This is a genomic window from Marinobacter sediminicola, from assembly GCF_031157525.1.
Taxonomy (GTDB): Bacteria; Pseudomonadota; Gammaproteobacteria; order Pseudomonadales; family Oleiphilaceae; genus Marinobacter; species Marinobacter sediminicola.
Genome location: NZ_JAVIXR010000020.1, coordinates 1 through 17,277 on the forward strand (window position 1 = coordinate 1; position 17,277 = coordinate 17,277).

The 17,277-nt window shown below is 53.3% G+C and carries 12 protein-coding genes; 5 read left to right on the forward strand and 7 right to left on the reverse strand.

Annotated elements, in window-relative coordinates:
* The coding region (locus RG807_RS17160; protein ID WP_309045974.1) for a contractile injection system protein, VgrG/Pvc8 family at nt 1–455 on the reverse strand (455 nt) is incomplete at its 3' end.
* 240 nt (nt 456–695) lie between these two features.
* Here RG807_RS17160 and RG807_RS17165 point away from each other — a divergent pair.
* Nucleotides 696–1,721, forward strand: a complete 1,026-nt coding sequence (locus RG807_RS17165; RefSeq protein ID WP_309045975.1) for an NADP-dependent oxidoreductase — start codon at nt 696–698, stop codon at nt 1,719–1,721.
* A gap of 26 nt (nt 1,722–1,747) precedes the next feature.
* On the opposite strand, the gene RG807_RS17170 is transcribed toward RG807_RS17165, so the two are convergent.
* Nucleotides 1,748–2,716: an NAD(P)H-quinone oxidoreductase gene (locus RG807_RS17170; protein WP_309045976.1), complete on the reverse strand. Its 969-nt coding sequence runs from the start codon at nt 2,714–2,716 to the stop codon at nt 1,748–1,750.
* Nucleotides 2,717–2,762: 46 nt separating this feature from the next.
* The gene (locus RG807_RS17175) at nt 2,763–3,719 is read right to left on the reverse strand and encodes a hypothetical protein (RefSeq protein WP_309045977.1); all 957 of its coding nucleotides are present in this window, start codon (nt 3,717–3,719) and stop codon (nt 2,763–2,765) included.
* 71 nt (nt 3,720–3,790) lie between these two features.
* On the opposite strand from RG807_RS17175, the gene RG807_RS17180 reads away from it, so the two are divergent.
* The gene (locus RG807_RS17180; RefSeq protein ID WP_309045978.1) at nt 3,791–5,245 is read left to right on the forward strand and encodes a protein adenylyltransferase SelO; all 1,455 of its coding nucleotides are present in this window, start codon (nt 3,791–3,793) and stop codon (nt 5,243–5,245) included.
* A gap of 76 nt (nt 5,246–5,321) precedes the next feature.
* Here the strand turns inward: RG807_RS17180 and RG807_RS17185 are convergent, their stop codons facing one another.
* On the reverse strand, nt 5,322–6,836 hold the full coding sequence (locus RG807_RS17185; protein WP_309045979.1) for a fumarate hydratase: 1,515 nt from the start codon (nt 6,834–6,836) through the stop codon (nt 5,322–5,324).
* A 187-nt stretch (nt 6,837–7,023) separates the two neighbouring features.
* Between RG807_RS17185 and RG807_RS17190 the strand changes: the two genes are divergently transcribed.
* Together RG807_RS17190 and RG807_RS17195 are read left to right on the forward strand one after the other, a co-directional pair.
* Nucleotides 7,024–7,797 carry an enoyl-CoA hydratase gene (locus tag RG807_RS17190; RefSeq protein ID WP_309045980.1) on the forward strand — a complete coding sequence of 258 codons (774 nt, stop codon included), beginning with the start codon at nt 7,024–7,026 and terminating at the stop codon, nt 7,795–7,797.
* Between the two features lie 371 nt (nt 7,798–8,168).
* Nucleotides 8,169–11,030: an MECDP-synthase gene (locus tag RG807_RS17195; RefSeq protein ID WP_309045981.1), complete on the forward strand. Its 2,862-nt coding sequence runs from the start codon at nt 8,169–8,171 to the stop codon at nt 11,028–11,030.
* A 273-nt stretch (nt 11,031–11,303) separates the two neighbouring features.
* On the opposite strand, the gene RG807_RS17200 is transcribed toward RG807_RS17195, so the two are convergent.
* Both RG807_RS17200 and RG807_RS17205 read right to left on the reverse strand, forming a co-directional pair.
* Entirely contained in the window at nt 11,304–13,970 is a 2,667-nt protein-coding gene (locus RG807_RS17200; RefSeq protein ID WP_309045982.1) for a penicillin acylase family protein, read from the reverse strand.
* 124 nt (nt 13,971–14,094) lie between these two features.
* Nucleotides 14,095–15,201: a CaiB/BaiF CoA transferase family protein gene (locus tag RG807_RS17205; RefSeq protein ID WP_309045983.1), complete on the reverse strand. Its 1,107-nt coding sequence runs from the start codon at nt 15,199–15,201 to the stop codon at nt 14,095–14,097.
* 175 nt (nt 15,202–15,376) lie between these two features.
* On the opposite strand from RG807_RS17205, the gene RG807_RS17210 reads away from it, so the two are divergent.
* Nucleotides 15,377–16,402: an AraC family transcriptional regulator gene (locus tag RG807_RS17210; RefSeq protein WP_309045984.1), complete on the forward strand. Its 1,026-nt coding sequence runs from the start codon at nt 15,377–15,379 to the stop codon at nt 16,400–16,402.
* Here the strand turns inward: RG807_RS17210 and RG807_RS17215 are convergent.
* On the reverse strand, nt 16,399–17,277 hold the full coding sequence (locus tag RG807_RS17215; RefSeq protein WP_309045985.1) for a hypothetical protein: 879 nt from the start codon (nt 17,275–17,277) through the stop codon (nt 16,399–16,401). The genes RG807_RS17210 and RG807_RS17215 overlap by 4 nt on opposite strands.

The following is a 17,277-nucleotide window of genomic DNA, read 5'->3' on the forward strand; positions in this document are numbered from 1 at the left end:
TCCCGGTGCTGTACGCAGTATTCCCGTTCCTGGGGGGCACGTTTCAGATCAAATACGGAGTCCACAATGCCCCGCTCTTCCAACAGGGTGCGCACGATGATGTCTGTGGTTTGGGTCTGGAAGATGCGGCTGTTGTGCATCAGTCCTAAACGCCACAGGGGCGGCTGGATAACTAACTCATAGCGGGTGCGGCGGTGGCCGGAGTCGCCCCGGGCGAACTCATTAACCACCCCGGTAAAGCGGCGAACGGGCACTCCGGCTTCCCAAACCACCAGATCCACGGGTTGCTCCAAAACTTCGGATGCATCTATGTCCGGGTCGGTGCTGGCTAGTTCAAGGCAGCCATGAAATAGCTCGGATAGCCGTTCGGTCAGCGTAAAGCCAACAACAGAGAATAGATCAGTGGGGAGTTCGCCAACACGGGCGGTAAACTGCAGTCCGCTTGCCTGGGGCATGTCTTCTGTCCCTGAAGATTGGTGTGTTATCCATGCTCATCCTGAGCCGGTGCCCGATTATAACCTCCCGATTCCGGAATGTAACCCCGCTAACCGGTATGGCCAGAAACATGAGAGCTTGACCACAAGTTTATTCTCCTTCAAGCTAATCTGGTCTCTTTACGCAACCTAAATGAAAAGCCGGCCCAAGACCGCCGCCCCTCAAGTTGCGTTCCACCATGCATAAGCAGAGGAAACACCATGAGCCAATACCAAAATCGCGCCATTGTTCTGAAGCAGCGTCCCAACGGCGAAATTCAGGACGGTGATCTGGCGATGGAAGAGCGCCCGGTGCGCAAGCCCGAAGAAGGTGAGGTTGTTGCGCAGGTGTTATGGCTTTCGCTGGACCCATACATGCGTCCGCGAATGAACGATGCAAAAGGCTATATGGATCCCATTGCGATAGACGACCCCATCGTGGGCGAAAGTGTTGCGAGGATTGTTGAGTCCCGGTCAGACAAGCTCAAAGTAGGTGATCTGGTTACCTGCTATTCCGGCTGGCAGGAGTATGTCACCTTCCCCGCAGATGCGCCGATGGTTTACAAGATCGATCAAAAAGAAAACGTACCCCTGCAAACCTATCTCGGCGTGGCAGGCATGCCAGGGCGCACGGGCTACTGCGGTTTAACCTACTTGGGCAAACCGAAATCCGGCGAAACGGTGGTAGTTTCCGCAGCTTCCGGCCCCGTGGGCACAGTAGTTGGTCAAACCGCCAAACTTGCGGGTTGCCGCGTGGTGGGTGTTGCAGGTGGGCCAGAGAAGTGCGGCTATGTGGTAGACGAACTGGGCTTTGATGCCTGCGTGGACTACAAAGCGGGCAATCTTGAAGCCGATTTGAAAGCCGCCTGCCCAGACGGTATCGATATTTATTATGAAAACGTAGGTGGTGACGTAACCAGAGCCGTTGCGACACTACTGAACCCCGGAGCGCGGGTGCCCATTTGCGGTTTCGTCTCGGCTTACAACGCCAAGAGCACAGATAAGGTAGAGACACCGTTTGATATTCTCAAGCGTCTCGACCCGGTTCCGGAGCACCGTTTCTTCCTGGTAACCGAGTGGCAGGATCAGCACCAGGAAATTACCGATATTCTCACCAATCGTATTGCTTCTGGTGAACTCAAATACCGTGAAACGGTTGCCGAAGGCCTCGAAAATGCAGTTGAGGCCTTCAAAGGCATGCTGAAGGGCCGGAATTTCGGCAAGCAATTGGTACACATTGCCGATTAACAAAAAGGCGCGTAGCGCCGGGAAGGCTACTCTCCTATTTGCAGGAGTACCTTCCCGGTGTTTTTGTTGGCTTCTACATGGGCCATGGCGTCTTCAACCTGCTCAATGGGCCAGGTACTGTCAATCACCGGCTCAATCTGCCCGGCAACCAGCAACGGCCAAACATGGCGATACAAATCTTGCATCACACGCTCCTTATCGGCGACTGAACGGGAACGCAGGGTCGAGCCGATCAGCTTGTGGCGCTTCATAAGCATGAGACCCAGATCGACCTCCGAAAAACGTCCTCCCAGAAGACCGATCAGAACAATGCGGCCATCAGCACTCAGGACCTTCTGATCATCCTTAATGTATCCTCCGCCGACTGGATCCAGCACCATATCCACGCCGCCCCAGCTTTTCACCGCATCCACAAACGATCCGTTCTTGCGGTTCCAGGTGCCCGTTGCTCCCAGCTTGCGGCACACTTCCAGCTTATCGTCGTCACCTGCAGTGGCAAATACCGGATTACCAAAGGCTGTGGCTATCTGAATAACCGTGGTACCCAGGCCGCTACCTGCTGCATGTAACAGCACACGCTCACCCGGCCTAAGGTCGGCTTCCTGATATAGATTCAACCAAGCCGTCGCAAACACCTCCGGAAGCGCTGCGGCTTTTTGCAACGAATACCCCTTGGGTATGGGCAATACCTGAGCCGCAGGAACCACAACCTTGGTTGCGTAGCCTCCTCCCGTCAGAAGCGCACACACTTCATCGCCCAGTTCAAAGCCCGTTACGGCTTCGCCTATGGCTGCAATACGGCCACTGACTTCCAGCCCGAGAATTTCCGATGCTCCGGGAGGTGGGGGGTAAACGCCCGCCCGCTGAGACAAATCAGCTCGGTTAACGGCAGTCCAGACAACATCGATTTCTACGTGGTTTGCAGGTAGCTCTTCGGAGCTCGCATAGTCTTCCCACACCAGGGAATCACCGACTATCTTGATTGCTTTCATCATGTATCGAATCTCGGCACTCGTGGGTGTCCAGCTATTGAATATCCAGCTATAAATCGCGTGTCATATCAGGATACCCCATGTGGATGGGTGGTTCGACTTTGAAGCTAAGGGAATGCGATTCCGATACGTCCACTACCACATTCGCCCTCACGGGCATTTCCGCAAGGGATGCTCTGGTTATCCGTTCATAGTGCATAATAAACCGAGCGACTTCATCATCACTCATAACCCGTAACGACTGCGACCTATCAGCAGTCATAGCTAAAGTTCTGATCCGCTCTGCCAGTTTGTTTTCCTGCAAGGTGCGCCATTCCAGAACGCTTTCCATGGAGGGCGCTTTAAGCATAATCAGGCTATCCAGCTGGCTGAAAAAATCCTTATATGTAGTACTCAGGCACTGATTCACGTAGGCGCGCCATACTCCTTCCGGGTCTTCTTGCTCCTCCAATAAATTCACCGGAGCTATAAGTGCCTCCTTGCTTTGCGCCCGGGCGCCCACACACCAACCTTCCAGCAAAATAACTGCCGGCCGGCCTTTGAATACTGGCCAATCACCTACTGGCGCCCTGTCATCCATTGCTTTATTAAACGCAGGGATGGCCGTTTCATCCTTCGGTTGGGCTGAGCGGAACTGATCTATTACCCGCTGGCCAAGCTCAAGATCGTGTGTACCCGGCACCCCACGGGTTAGCAGTAATGGGTGCACTTGCTCCGCAAGCTCCCAACGCTCTGCTCTGGTAAGGTAGATGTCATCAAGAGAAAAGCTGGCTGTAGGATAATTCCAATGCTTTGAGAGCAGCTCTTGCATGAACAGAGCCAGGGTAGATTTACCTGTTCCCTGTGCACCGTGAATACCTATAACAAGCGTTCGTTGCTCCGATTCTTGGAGCTGCGAGACGTAATGCACCAAGGGCACAATGATCTTTTGCACCGTGTTGGCGTAGCTTTCAAAAAGGCCTTCCTGGTCTATTAAGGTGGCGATAGTATTTTCGAGCGCATTCACAAGCAGAGCGGATTCCCGACGTTAGTTAATGGTTTGCAAACATCATTATCGATTTGGAGTATAGGCCTTTTATGAGCAGCAATAGTTTTCGTGTAGAGCACCGCTACCTGGAACTCCCAGACAGCTTCTACACCCGCGTTCAGCCCACTCCACTCAAAGACGCAAAAATGGCGTGCTTCAACCACAAACTGGCCCAGGAAATGGGCTTCCACGTTACCAACGAAGCCGACTGGGCAAAGATTGGTGGCGGTGCCGAATTACTTGAAGGCATGGACCCGGTGGCTATGAAATACACCGGCCACCAGTTTGGCACGTATAACCCGGAACTGGGGGATGGCCGCGGCCTGCTGCTTTGGGAAACCGTAGGCCCGGATGACCGCCGCTGGGACTGGCACCTGAAAGGCGCAGGAACAACCCCCTACTCACGTTTTGGTGATGGCCGGGCGGTACTGCGTTCCACCATTCGCGAATACCTGTGTAGCGAAGCCATGCATGGGCTTGCAATCCCAACGACCCGCGCTCTGTTTATGGTCAGCGCCCGGGACCCGATTCGCAGGGAGTCCATCGAAACTGCTGCCGCATTGATGCGCGTCGCCCAGAGCCACATCCGGTTTGGCCATTTTGAGTTTGCAGCACACCATGAAGGCCCAGACGCGATAAAAACCCTGCTGGAACACGTTATATCGCTTCATTTCCCACATCTGATCCAACTACCTGATGAAGAACGCCACGCACGCTGGTTTGAAGAAGTGGTGGAGCGTACTGCAAGACTGATCGCAGACTGGCAAGCAGTAGGCTTCTGCCATGGCGTTATGAACAGCGACAACATGTCCATCATCGGCGACACCTTCGATTACGGGCCTTTCGCGTTTCTGGACGATTTTGATGCCGGTTACATCAGCAATCACACCGACCAGGGCGGTCGATATGCCTATAACCGCCAGCCACAAGTCGGCTTTGCCAACTGCCAGTATCTTGCCAATGCGCTGCTACCGGTGATGGACGAAGATACTATCCGCAAAGGGCTACAGCGGTATGAAGCCGCCTACAACGGGCGCTTCTTACAGAACATGCGGGACAAGCTCGGCCTGGCCCAGGAAGACGAAGGCGATCTCAGCCTGGTAATGGACACCTTCAGCATGCTCAACGAGCACCATGCTGACTACACAACCTTCTTCCGCGCACTCTCAAACCTGTATGATCACGGCCAGGCGCCACTGCGGGATTTGTTTGTGGATCGCCAAGTGGCTGATGAGTGGCTCGCTCGTTATGCGGAACGGCTTGAGAAAGAAACGCGCGCCCGGGATGAGCGGGAATATGAGATGCGCAGGGTGAATCCAAAATACATTTTGCGGAACTACCTGGCCCAGAAAGTAATTTTGGAAGCTCAAAATGGCGATTTTGAACCCATGAAGGAATTACTCAAGGTTCTGGAAAAGCCCTTCGACGAGCAGCCGGGTTATGAAAAATACGCTGCGCTGCCACCGGACTGGGGCAAACACATGAACATCAGCTGTTCGAGTTAACGGCGGAGAAATTAGGAAGGGAGAGCCGAGGGCCAGATGGTGAAACCTGACCCTCGACTTTATAGCTCAGCTAACGTCAGATGGCTTTCGCAGCAATAATCTTCTCTTGCCATTCCACCGGGCCAGTCTGATGAACCGACGTACCCTTGGAATCCACCGCCACAGTTACCGGCATGTCTTCCACATCAAACTCATAAATGGCTTCCATACCCAGCTCCGGGAAGGCAACCACTTCTGCGTGTTTGATGGCCTTGGAGACCAGGTAAGCAGAGCCACCCACAGCCATCAGGTACACCGCGCCAAATTCCTTGATGGCATCAATGGCCACCTGACCACGCTCGGCTTTACCAATCATGCCCGTAAGGCCGGTCTTCTCCAGCATGGTGTGAGTAAACTTATCCATACGAGTAGCCGTAGTGGGGCCAGCAGGACCAACCACTTCTTCACGCACAGGATCAACCGGGCCCACGTAATAAATGAAGCGGCCTTTCAGATCTACCGGCAGCTCTTCGCCAGCGTTGATCATATCCACCATCTTCTTGTGAGCAGCGTCGCGGCCGGTCAGCATCTTGCCAGACAACAAAACGGTTTCACCCGGCTGCCACTCTTTTACTTCTTCCGGCGTGATCGTATTCAGGTTCACGCGGCGCACACCCTCACCCACTTCCCAGGTGATTTCCGGCCAGTCTTCCAGGCTCGGAGGTGTTTGCAAAGAGGGGCCGGTGCCATCCAGAGTGAAGTGCGCGTGGCGAGTAGCCGCGCAGTTCGGAATAATCGCCACTGGCTTGTTTGCTGCGTGAGTCGGGTAATCTTTCACCTTCACGTCCAGCACAGTTGTCAGGCCACCCAGGCCTTGAGCGCCAATGCCAAGATCGTTCACCTTGTCGAACAGTTCGAGGCGCAATTCTTCAGCGCGATTGGATGCACCACGTGCCTGCAGATCGTGGATATCGATGGGGTCCAGCAGGGATTCCTTCGCCAACTGCATGGCCTTCTCAGCCGTACCACCAATACCTATGCCCAGCATTCCAGGCGGACACCAGCCAGCACCCATCTGGGGCACCATTTTTAGAACCCAATCCACTACGGAATCGGATGGGTTCAGCATGGCGAACTTGGATTTGGCTTCAGAGCCGCCGCCTTTAGCTGCTACATGCACTTCAACCGTATCACCCGGAACCATTTTGTAGTGAATGATTGCAGGCGTGTTGTCGCCAGTGTTCTGACGCTTGCCATCCGGATCTGCAAGGATCGATGCGCGCAGCACGTTGTCCGGGTTGGCATAGGCACGGCGCACGCCTTCGTTGATCACGTCGTCCAATGCCATCTCGCAGTCCCACTGAACATTCATGCCGATGTTAACGAACACGGTCACAATGCCGGTGTCCTGGCACAGCGGGCGATGCCCCTGAGCACACATACGCGAGTTAATCAGGATTTGCGCCATGGCATCCTTGGCTGCCTGGGACTCTTCCCGCTGATAGGCCTCATGTACCGCGTCAATAAAATCTTTCGGGTGATAGTAAGAAATGAACTGCAGCGCGTCCGCTACGCTTTCAATCAGGTCATCCTGGCGGATTACGGTGGTCATAGGCGCCTCATCAGGTTGGTATCGTTATGATCGGATCGTCAAAAAACAGGTGGCACAGTTTATCAGAAATTCGCGGGCGGGAGGGATTGGGCAAAAGGCAAAGCTTTTATCTTAACAATCGCCTATAAAAAGGTATCATCCTACTCAAATGACAAAAAGCACATCAGGAAGCACCCCAGGAGACACAGTGACAGACTTCGTTCAATCCCAAATCAATAATCAGATTTTGACCGTTCGCATTAACCGCCCGGAACGCAAAAACGCACTCACCCACGCCATGTACACGGCACTGGGCGATGCGCTTGAGCAAGCCGAATCCGATGACGGCATTCGCTGCGTGCTATTTACCGGTAGTGAAGACTGCTTTACCGCAGGCAACGATCTCAGTGATTTTGCCAGCGGATTGCAAGGCAGCTTCAGAGAAACCCCCGTAGGTCGCTTTCTAATGTTACTGGCTAAAGCCACAAAGCCAGTCGTAGCAGCTGTAAATGGCCCAGCCGTAGGCATTGGCACTACCATGCTTTTGCATTGTGATTTCGTATTCGCAGGCACTAACGCGCGCTTTCAGATGCCGTTTGCCAACCTGGGCCTGTGCCCCGAGGGTGGCTCAAGCCTTCTACTACCTTCCTGGGTCGGCCGGGTACGCGCAGCCGAGCTATTAATGCTGGGCGGGGCCTTCACTGCGGAAGATGCTTACCGGCTGGGGCTGATTAATAGAGTGTGCGATCCCTCCGACACCGAGAAAGCCGCCCTGGAAACTTGTGAAAAACTCGTCGACCAGGCACCAGCCGCCATTCGGGCAACGAAAATGCTTCTCAACAAGCCCATCCAACAGGAACTCGAGGCAACGATGCTGGCGGAAGGCGAACTGTTTTCAGCGCGCCTGAAATCGCCAGAAGCGGCAGAAGCCTTCGGGGCCTTCATGCAAAAACGCAAACCGGATTTCTCACGCTTTAAATAATCCCCTCGCCCGCCAACTCTCTTGCCTTGGCGGGCAATTGATACATTTTGTAAAAACCCCCGCATATCTTTAACTTGGACTCGACAAACGTCGCCCGGCCATCTATTTTTCATAAAGGCCAAGTTTCCTTCCAAGGAGAGTTCAAAGAGGTTGTGCGAGGAGGATTCAAACAGCAAGAATCACACTTTTGGCTGATCAACACTGGCCATAGTGGCGCTATAGTCATAGATATAGAAATTGGCTTAAAGCGCTGGCTACAATTTCAGACAACCGTTTATGCAGAACAGGCCACTGACATCGGGTTTACCGCTTCAGACCGGCCCCGTTAGTTGCCGAACATAACGATACAACAACAGGAAAAGGTTCCACCCATGTTCAAGAAAACTCTAATAAGTCTTGCCGTGGCGTCTTCCCTTGGGCTAACAGGCTGCCTCAGTAGCGGCGAAGAAGGGGCGAACGCTAATCCGGATTATCTGATTGAAGATACGACGATCGACAAATCGCTCGTTCGCCCAATTTACAATCCGAATCCAATTGCTGCGGAACCTAAATTTCCAATCAACTCGGATCTGATTCTACTGCTCGGCGCAACCCAGAGCGCCAACTATGATTTCACTGGACTGTCTACTGGTAAAACCCCAGCCGATGATGCAGTCAATCGACTATCAGGATTTTCGACATCTGGTGCGTTTAGCCTCAAATTTGATGGCTCGCTGAACCCTGCCTCGGTTATGGCTAATGCGACTGTTTTTCTTGTTCCTTTAAACGTGGGGCCGGCTTTAGCTTCGGCACCTCTAGCGCTGCCAAACACAAACCCCAGCAGTATTGTAAAAGCCGATCCATTTGGTCAGGGTCTGTCAACGCCGTTGGTGCAGCCAAACTTCAGAGCAGAGGTTGTTAGCCTTGACGGTGGCATCGACAACGCCATTCGCGTTGTTCCACTTGAACCTTTGGAAGAAAGCCAGAAGTACCTGGTCATCGTTTCTGACGATGTCGTCGGTGCGAACGGCAAACCAATTGCTCGTTCAACTGAAGACCTAGCGTTGGCTAATGGCAATCTTGGCAATCCAGCATTGGGTAACGTGAAAGCAATCCTTACCTCGGCTGACCAGCTAGCCAATGGATTCCTTACTGCCCAGCAAACCGGTTCAAAATCTGCATTTGCTTATACTTTGACTACAAACGCAGATACAGATGTCCTGAGGGCTTTGATGGCTCCTGCTGCATTTGGCCAAGGACTTGGGCAGAAAATAGGCTTTAACGCCCAATTACAGGCTGTCCGGGATAATTATCCTGATATGAACTTCTCTCAGCTAACTACCCAGCTGGGCGTGATTGCAGCGAAAGCTGAAGCACTGAGTCTAGGGCAAATCGATCCGAGTTCCCTTACTGCAGAAGAACTGCAGACGATTACTAGGTTGGGGCAAATCACACCATTGATCACTCCAGCCAAAATCGAAGCAGCGATAGGAGCTGAGGTTGGAAAGACTCTCCATATCCCAATTCCGCGTCCTTCATTTTTCTACCCGGCAAAGTCAGCAACAGCCCTGACTACTATAGACAACCTGACTCCAGGCAACTCTATTAAGGCCGCTGCGCAACAGGTGCAAGTATCTCAGGGCGCAATCACATTGCCATACTTCCAGTCGCTACCTGGCGATACCGGCACTGAGATTGTGACGGGAAGCTGGTCGGGCAGCACTGCACTTGAAGCAGGCCTGAATGAAAGCCTTGCTCCTGGCGAGAAAATCTTCTCCTTCCTACGCGACATCGACGGCAAACTGAACGTAAACGGATACTTCCCGTTCCCGCAGCAAAATGCCACGACAACCGTACCAGTTGTTATTTTCCACCCAGTACTTGATGGAACGCCGGCTCAGCCCGCATCTTGCGTCAATGCTGGAGCAGGCAAACCTAATGGAGTTACAATATTCCAGCACGGCATCACTGTTGATCGCAGCGTCTCTATGCTTCCAGCAATCCTCCTCGCGCAGGGCGCCTGCCAGACAGTCATTGCAATTGACCAACCTCTGCACGGCTTGGCCGGTGCAACAAATGGCAGCGTACCCGGGCTTGATACGTTGGACGAGGCAACCCTGACTGCAACTATAAATCAGGTACTGCAGGCCCCTGGCGTTGCTGGTTCACCGCTTGAAGCTCAGCTGAATGCGCTGATCGGCGCCGACTACATTGGCGAACGCCATTTCGGCTACACCAATAATGGTCAACTGGTACCCGTTGCAGCAGATGCTACTGACATCTCATCAGGCAGCTTGTTTATCAATCCAGGCAACATGATGAACAGCCGTGACAATCTACGCCAAGGTGTTGTGGACCTGCTGAACGTTGCTGCATCTGTACAGACCTTTGATATCGATGGTGACTTCACTACGCAAGGCGATTTGGCTGGTGTGCCCGTAAACTTCGTTGGCCACTCGCTCGGCGGCATCTCTGGAACGGCGTTTGCAGCTCTTGCGAACGACGGAACCTTGAATGCAACGCTCAACGGGATCTACCAAATGGCCGGTGCACCTCTAAACGGCTTCACATTCCCAACCCTTAGCTCGGTTGTACTCCATGACACCGGAGGCCAAGTCACTCGCCTGATCGAGAACTCTCCGGGATTGTCCGGTTCGCTTTTGGGTGGATTGGCTAACGCTGGTGTAACTCAGGGCAGCTCCAACTTCGAGAGCTTCTTCTATGTATTCCAGTCAATTGTGGACGCATCGGATCCAGTTAGCTTTGCTAAAGATCTGGGAACATCTACACCCAACATCCTGATAACTGAAGTCGTAGGTGATACAACGGTACCGAACCAAGCCAACGTAGACCCATTCGGTAAAGCTCTGTCGGCGCCCTTGGCTGGCACTGAACCGCTTATGGCACTGGTTGACCTGGGCGCTGGTGGAACCTCGCTAGCCGATGGCACTGAAGGCCTAGGCATCATCGACTTAAGCACTCCGACTGGCGGTGTGATGCCAGCTGCCAGCTTCTTCGATGGCAGCAACCCCTGTTCCGGAGCAAACCACGGTACGTTTGTAGGCCCGCTTGTGCCTAACGCAAACTGCCCTGGCGGAGCGGCTGACACTAGCGTTGCATTCAGTGCAATGGTTACACAGACAGCTCAAGCTCTCAGCGCACAACCAATACCTGGCCAATCAGTTCCCGCTGTTGGTGCATCACTTGGCGCAAGCTTGACGCTCGAAAATGCACTGGACCAAAACGCACCCTAGTCCCACCAAGCCCTGAGTTAATCAGGGCGCAAGGATACCAATGAACCCCGGCCTCCCGGGGTTCATTGCATTTAGAGCAGTGAAAAGAAACAAGCAAGGGCGAAACCTGCTTTCTACAGACGCTCCCTAAATACGAGCTTAAACAGCTTGGGGTATCGGTAATCTATGGAAGGGGCAAAGAAGCAAGTGCGTGGTTCAGCAGTGTTGCGACTTACCGGCTCCGTCCATGGCGCCGGACTACTTCATCAACTTCTTTCAGTTAATTAGACCTGCCTATTCACTACTGATAGTTGTCTCACCATTAGCAATCAGGCTTGCCGTGATCTCAGTTTCCGTGAAAGGCAGCTTCCGGTACTCTTTTCTGGAGTACATCTCGCTCTGGTCGGTGAAGTATGGCGATGAAGCATCAGACGACTGTGAATAACTCACAAGGCCGTATGCTTCAGGTCCATTGTCTGTAAACTCAAGACCAAAGTGCCAACTCGTTCCTCTGGACATCAACCAGCCATCAACTCCGTCACTGCCATCGGACAGCCCAGCCGTTCCAGGAACCGTTGAGGGTGCAATGCGAGCGAAGCGAGTATCGTCAGCAACATTACCGGTATAGACGCCGATAGCGTTGAACGCCCCATCAATATTGCCATCACCACCATGCCACTGAATCGGTTGCGACTGAAACATTGGAGTATCACCGGAATCAGGCTTCACACCACCCGAAGCACGGTAGTACTGGAGCGTGCCAAGTTCCGCTGTTGGCTGGATATTCTGAGACTGAAGCGCCCCAACCCCTAATGACAGCGCCAGAAGCATGGTATCTGAAGGCGTACCTGCATTGTCTTCTTTTGGAAGCGCCGGCGTGCCCACAGGATCTGCCGGGCTGAATGGTTTGGTTAAATCCGCATCCATATCACTCAGGTAGTTCCCCATGAACACACGGAATATATGAGCACCTTTACTATTAAGCTCATAAAGGCCATCCCAGCTACCGAGGGCCTGACACCATGCACTCAGGTCACGGCCGTCAACAGGCTCTGTACCTATGTCGTTGCACCGTTCAAGAAGCTCAGGCAGAAGCTGCTCAGCGTACCAGGCCCGATTATTCCAGATGGTTCCGATCAACTCTTTTGCATTGAACTTGCCATCCTGCCCTGCAATCAGATCAGGGGAATAACCTGGATCCATCGGATCCTGAAGCATCTTGATACCCAGGCGGGTGCGAGCGTTAATGGGCGCCTTCTCATCCCCATACAGCGGTGAGTAACCCGTCAAGAACTCATCCGGGTTGGTTGACCAGTGACTGCTATTGGAGTTTTGCACCCAGTCAGTACGCACAAGTTTGGGTTTCTGTTCATAGGTCGTCAGGCCACCGCACTGGGTTTCAATCCAATCTTCAATGGACTTGCTTCCATCAAGCAAAGTGACACCCTGATCAAAAAGCCCCGCATATGCAGGCTGCAGTCTTCTCAGATTCACCAACGCAATAGCTTTTTCAGACAGGTTAGGCACAGAACTGCTGTCTATATAGAAGGCATTGCCCTGATCATCCGCATAGGTTGTATTCACCCATAGCGTCGATCCACAGTTTTTGAACACATCCTTAAACTGTGACAGATTCGTTGCCCGGCTCATTTGCAGCCAGGTATCTAACAGCCCCCCGGTATTGGCATTTGCATCACGGTAGGTGAGCGCTACCCGCTTGCCTGAATTGAGTGCTCCGTTATCACCCCAAGCTGGAAGGCTCGGGTTTATCTTGTCAGCCGCAATCATCGGGCCATACTCGGAGAAGTAGAAGTCCCGTTTCAGAACCATAGGCTCCGGCATTCCCGGCACTTTGACTTCCACCTGGAAGGTCTCAACTGTAATAGGCTTTTCCTCACCATCTTTGATGTAGGTAAGGTCGTCGCCGTCTTTCAGGGTCAACTCGTACCAGGTAAAGCGTCGACTGGTGGATACGGTGTGGGACCAAGCAAGGTTTTCATTGAAATTGATTAAAGGAATCGCCGTTCCCAGCAATCCGGCACCGTGCACGTTGATATAACCCGGAACCGTCATTTGCATTTCATAAAGTCGGCGGTGACCGGTATAAGGGAAATGCGGGTTTGCCAGAAGCGCACCACGGCCTTGCTCGGTCATCGATTTACCGACGCCCCAGGCATTACTCGCCAAGCCGGTGTCTGTGAAATCCTGTACAGATCTTGCAGAGGCGGTGGCCGCTCGAACAACCTTTTTCTGAAGCTGCTCAACCGCCTCATTGCTGGCAACAGTGCTTACCGGTGTCGGAGCAGGACTGACATTTGGCGGAACCGCCAAAAACGCCACACCTGTTGCGAAGGAATTACCACTGGCGTACTGCCCGATTATGCGATAGTGGGCGAGAAGGTCCACCGGAGTAATAGGCTTGACCCATTCTTCACTTTCGCATTCTGCTGGGAAATCAGCTGGGTCGGTCTCGGTAACGTATTGGTTGTATCCTTCTGCAAAGCCCTCTATCAAAGCACGGCTTTCTCCGCTAAGCGTTGGCAGTTCAGCTTCGGCGCCACTATAGATCCTCTGCGCCTTGTAACTAAAATCAGTTACGATGTTCAAACCGAGACCACCACCGATGTCAGGCCCGCCTCCAAAATACTTGGCCCGCTCGCTTCGTGCTTTAACAATCGCTTCGGCAAGCAAACATACGTTATCTTTCGCCTGCATATATCCATGCCCAAAGGCCGCAGACTTCAGGTTGTCGGCCTTGACATGAGGAACCCCTCCTTCCGTTATTCGAATAGTTGCTTCCAACCTACCATCGGCCGGAAACAGGTTTGTGTCGAGAGGGGGCTCAGAGGGGCCAGATGATGAGCTGTTGCTATCAAAACAGCCTGCAAGCATGGTACTGCCTAACAACACCAGAGCTGCGCCGCGCGTCACGCGCGCGACACGATTATTCCAGGTTTGCATAGTGTTACCCTTATAATTGTTAACTACGGGATTCGCCGTTACCGGCGACACTATTAAACCTAGCAGAAGCTACATAAAGCTGAACTTTAATTCAGGCTATTTCGTAGCAAATCACACTTTAGACTCACTTTCCTCCCAGTGGCTGCCCAATCCGTGTCGTAGCCGCAGGCGTCTTCTCAAACTTAATCGGAAACCCAATCTGCCTCTGCAGTGTGCCATCGCCCCGATCAACGCCAATCACCATATCCCTGGCTTCTAACTGAGGATGTTCAGCCGCCTCAGCAATACTCAAAACCGGCTCTACACAAGCATCCACATCAGCAAAAATAGCCTGCCACTGGTCCAGCGTTTTCAGCTGTATCTTTTCACTGAGCGCCGCTTTGAATGCTTTCTGGTGCTCCGGGTTCTGGCTCAGGGCAAAGCTCTTCATTTCAGCCAGCTCTAGAATGTCGCACAGTCTTGCGGAGAACTGTGGCTCCAGGCTTCCTACTGAGAGCCACCGGCTGTCCTGGGTTTTGTAGTAGTCATAGAAGGAACCACCGTTGAGCATGGCACCCTCGGGCTTCTGCTCCTGACCGCCAGCCAGGTTAGCGGCACCAGCCATGCCGTTGAGTGCGAAGGCGGCGTCAGTCATGCTGATATCAACAAACTGCCCTTCTCCGGTTTGCTGGCGATGGATTACTGCGGCAAGTATGCCCATCACCGCGTGGTGAGAGCCGCCAGCTACGTCGGCAATCTGGATGCCCATTGGTGGGGGGCCGTCTGCTTCACGGCCGCTATGGCTGCTCACGCCGGCTATGGAGAGGTAGTTTATGTCGTGCCCTGCCCGGTCTTTGTATGGGCCTGTTTGGCCGTAGCCGGTGATGGCACAGTAAATCAGCTTGGGATTGATGGCTTTCAGGGTTTCATAACCAATGCCCAGCCGGTCCATAACGCCGGGGCGGAACTGCTCGATCACTATGTCGTAATCCTTCACCAGTTCCAGAATCGTTTCTTTGCTGCCTTCTTTTTTCAGGTTAAGCGCTAGCGATTGCTTGCCCCGATTAAGGAATGCATGGGCTGTGCTCACGCCCGCATCGTGAGGCGGCATCACTCGGGTAAGGTCCACCCTGTCTGGCGCCTCCACTCTCAACACTTCTGCGCCCATGTCTGCCAAAAGCATGGTGGCGTATGGCCCCGGCAGCAGTGTACTGAAGTCCAGAATTCTCATTGAGGTCAAGGGACCTGCCATAGTGTTCTCCTTGTATGCGTTAGGTTGTTCATGCTCTGCCCATGCTGCACGGTTTTGCCATAAGGGCCAACCGCCGGTTACGCCATTACAATTAACCAATTCTTACAACGGCTTCGGTTGCATTGTGGCTTGGGGGTTTTATGATGGGTCTGGTTCTTATGGAATGGCGAAATTAATGTCTGATCTGACTGTTTCACGGCACTTTGTGCAGGCTGCCCTGTCGGGCGCTGAACGCTTGGGGCTTAATACCGGAGACATGCTCCGCGATGCAGGCATATCACCTGATCTTTTGCGAATTGAGATGGCCAGGGTTAATAGCGATCAATTCAGTTCGCTGCTACAGATTGCCTGGTACCGTATGGATGATGAGTTTCTGGGTATGGGGCCGCGGCGAGCCCGGGCCGGCACCTTTGCCACCATGTGTGCGCTGGTTATCGACTGCCCTACCCTTGAGGCAGTTTATCGCCGCGCGTATCAGTTCTCCCGGCTGTTTGATCCCATGGCCACGATGGAGTTGGAAACCAGTGCTCAGAAAGCGCAACTGGTGTCCCGCATTGAAGGCGAGATTCACGACCCCGACTATTTTCTGCGTGAGAGCATTCTGGTTATCTGGCACCGCTTGGGCAGCTGGCTGGTAGGCCAACCGGTAGAGCTGGAAAAAGCCGAGTTTAACTATCCCCGGCCCGCTCATGGCGATGAATACCGCCATATCTTCCATTGTCCCCTGGAATTTGATTCTGACCGCACAGCGCTGACGTTTGATAAACGCTTTCTGTCGGCACCAGTGATCAGGGATAAACCGGAAATCCTGCAGTTCCTGAAAACGTCACCAGCAGATCTGTTATCTCGCCCAGATGAGAGCAATACATTTACCGGAAAAATCAGGGCGCTCATTGGTCGGGACTTTTCAAAGCCCTTGCCCGATTTCGAATGGATTGCCAGCGAACTGCATACCAGCCCGCAAACATTGCGTCGCAGACTGAAGCAGGAAAACACATCGTTTCAGGAGATCAAGGATTTACTGCGTAGGGATATGGCAATTTACTATTTAAGCCGGCAGGAACTGTCGATTAACGATATTGCAGAAAAAGTCGGGTTCACAGAGCCCTCAACATTTCACCGGGCTTTCAAGAAATGGACAGGGGTTACCCCGGGCGCCTATCGTGAAGGCGAGCGGGGCAACCTCAAAACCCATAACTAGGAGCCGGAAGGGGCCTGCAGGTTGCGAATCAGCCGCCCCAGAGTCTGGGCAACCTCTTCTGCCTGGCTGCGATTCGGCGAAAGCTGGAACAAGCGAGAACCGTCTCGTGGATCATACACCCAGCAGGTCGCCAGGGCTGTGTCACACCGCCACTCGACCTGAGGGTTTACCCCATACACCGGAATCTGGCCGGCTACCCGCGTAGCGCCACCCGAGCTATTGCGCTTAATTTCCTGATAGGCGATTGCATCTGCACTGATACTCACGCGGTATTCAATATCCGCTGGCCGATCAAGCCGCACAATTGCCTGGTCCTGCCGCCATCCGGCAACACCCAAAAGGCTGTTGAGGTGCAATACCAAAGCTTCCCGGTCCGTATCGGCCAGATACAGTTTGCGCAGAGATTCAAGTCGCTTATCCCCAGCCGGCTCAATCACTGCAATTTTAGCCTCGCCTTCAATTTGAGGGGTCAGCGCTTTTTCTTTTCGTGCCCGTTCAATATCAGTGATCAGTTTCAGAGCGCTTTGGTAATGACTGCCGTCAGCTCCGGCTTTGGTTACGTAACCTTCCAGTGCCGCCTGCGCCTCATTGAAATGCGAAGACTGAAGCATCACCCTGCCACGGTAGTAAAAATAATCAGCGGGCTTCTCTGCATCCAGCAGCTGTAAGCGATTTAGATACTCACTCGCCTCAGCCCAGTTTTCAGCGGTCACTGCTTCTTCAGTGGCCAGCATCAGGCGACGGGTTTCGTGCTCCGGTGCCAGTGCCGCAGCCTGCCCTGCCAGCAAGGCCGAGGCGAGAATCGCCACCTTGGCCAGCTGCCGACCTTTAAATGCGAAGGCCAGTAGACCGCTATTCCCAAAACATACTACCAT

Excerpts from the sequence above, each read along its gene's own strand:
- RG807_RS17165 (WP_309045975.1), top strand. The coding sequence starts at position 696 with ATGAGCCAATACCAAAATCGCGCCATTGTTCTGAAGCAGCGTCCCAAC.
- RG807_RS17170 (WP_309045976.1), bottom strand. The coding sequence starts at position 2,716 with ATGATGAAAGCAATCAAGATAGTCGGTGATTCCCTGGTGTGGGAAGAC.
- RG807_RS17180 (WP_309045978.1), top strand. The coding sequence starts at position 3,791 with ATGAGCAGCAATAGTTTTCGTGTAGAGCACCGCTACCTGGAACTCCCA.
- RG807_RS17185 (WP_309045979.1), bottom strand. The coding sequence starts at position 6,836 with ATGACCACCGTAATCCGCCAGGATGACCTGATTGAAAGCGTAGCGGAC.
- RG807_RS17195 (WP_309045981.1), top strand. The coding sequence starts at position 8,169 with ATGTTCAAGAAAACTCTAATAAGTCTTGCCGTGGCGTCTTCCCTTGGG.
- RG807_RS17200 (WP_309045982.1), bottom strand. The coding sequence starts at position 13,970 with ATGCAAACCTGGAATAATCGTGTCGCGCGCGTGACGCGCGGCGCAGCT.
- RG807_RS17205 (WP_309045983.1), bottom strand. The coding sequence starts at position 15,201 with ATGGCAGGTCCCTTGACCTCAATGAGAATTCTGGACTTCAGTACACTG.
- RG807_RS17210 (WP_309045984.1), top strand. The coding sequence starts at position 15,377 with ATGTCTGATCTGACTGTTTCACGGCACTTTGTGCAGGCTGCCCTGTCG.
- RG807_RS17215 (WP_309045985.1), bottom strand. The coding sequence starts at position 17,277 with ATGGTAGTATGTTTTGGGAATAGCGGTCTACTGGCCTTCGCATTTAAA.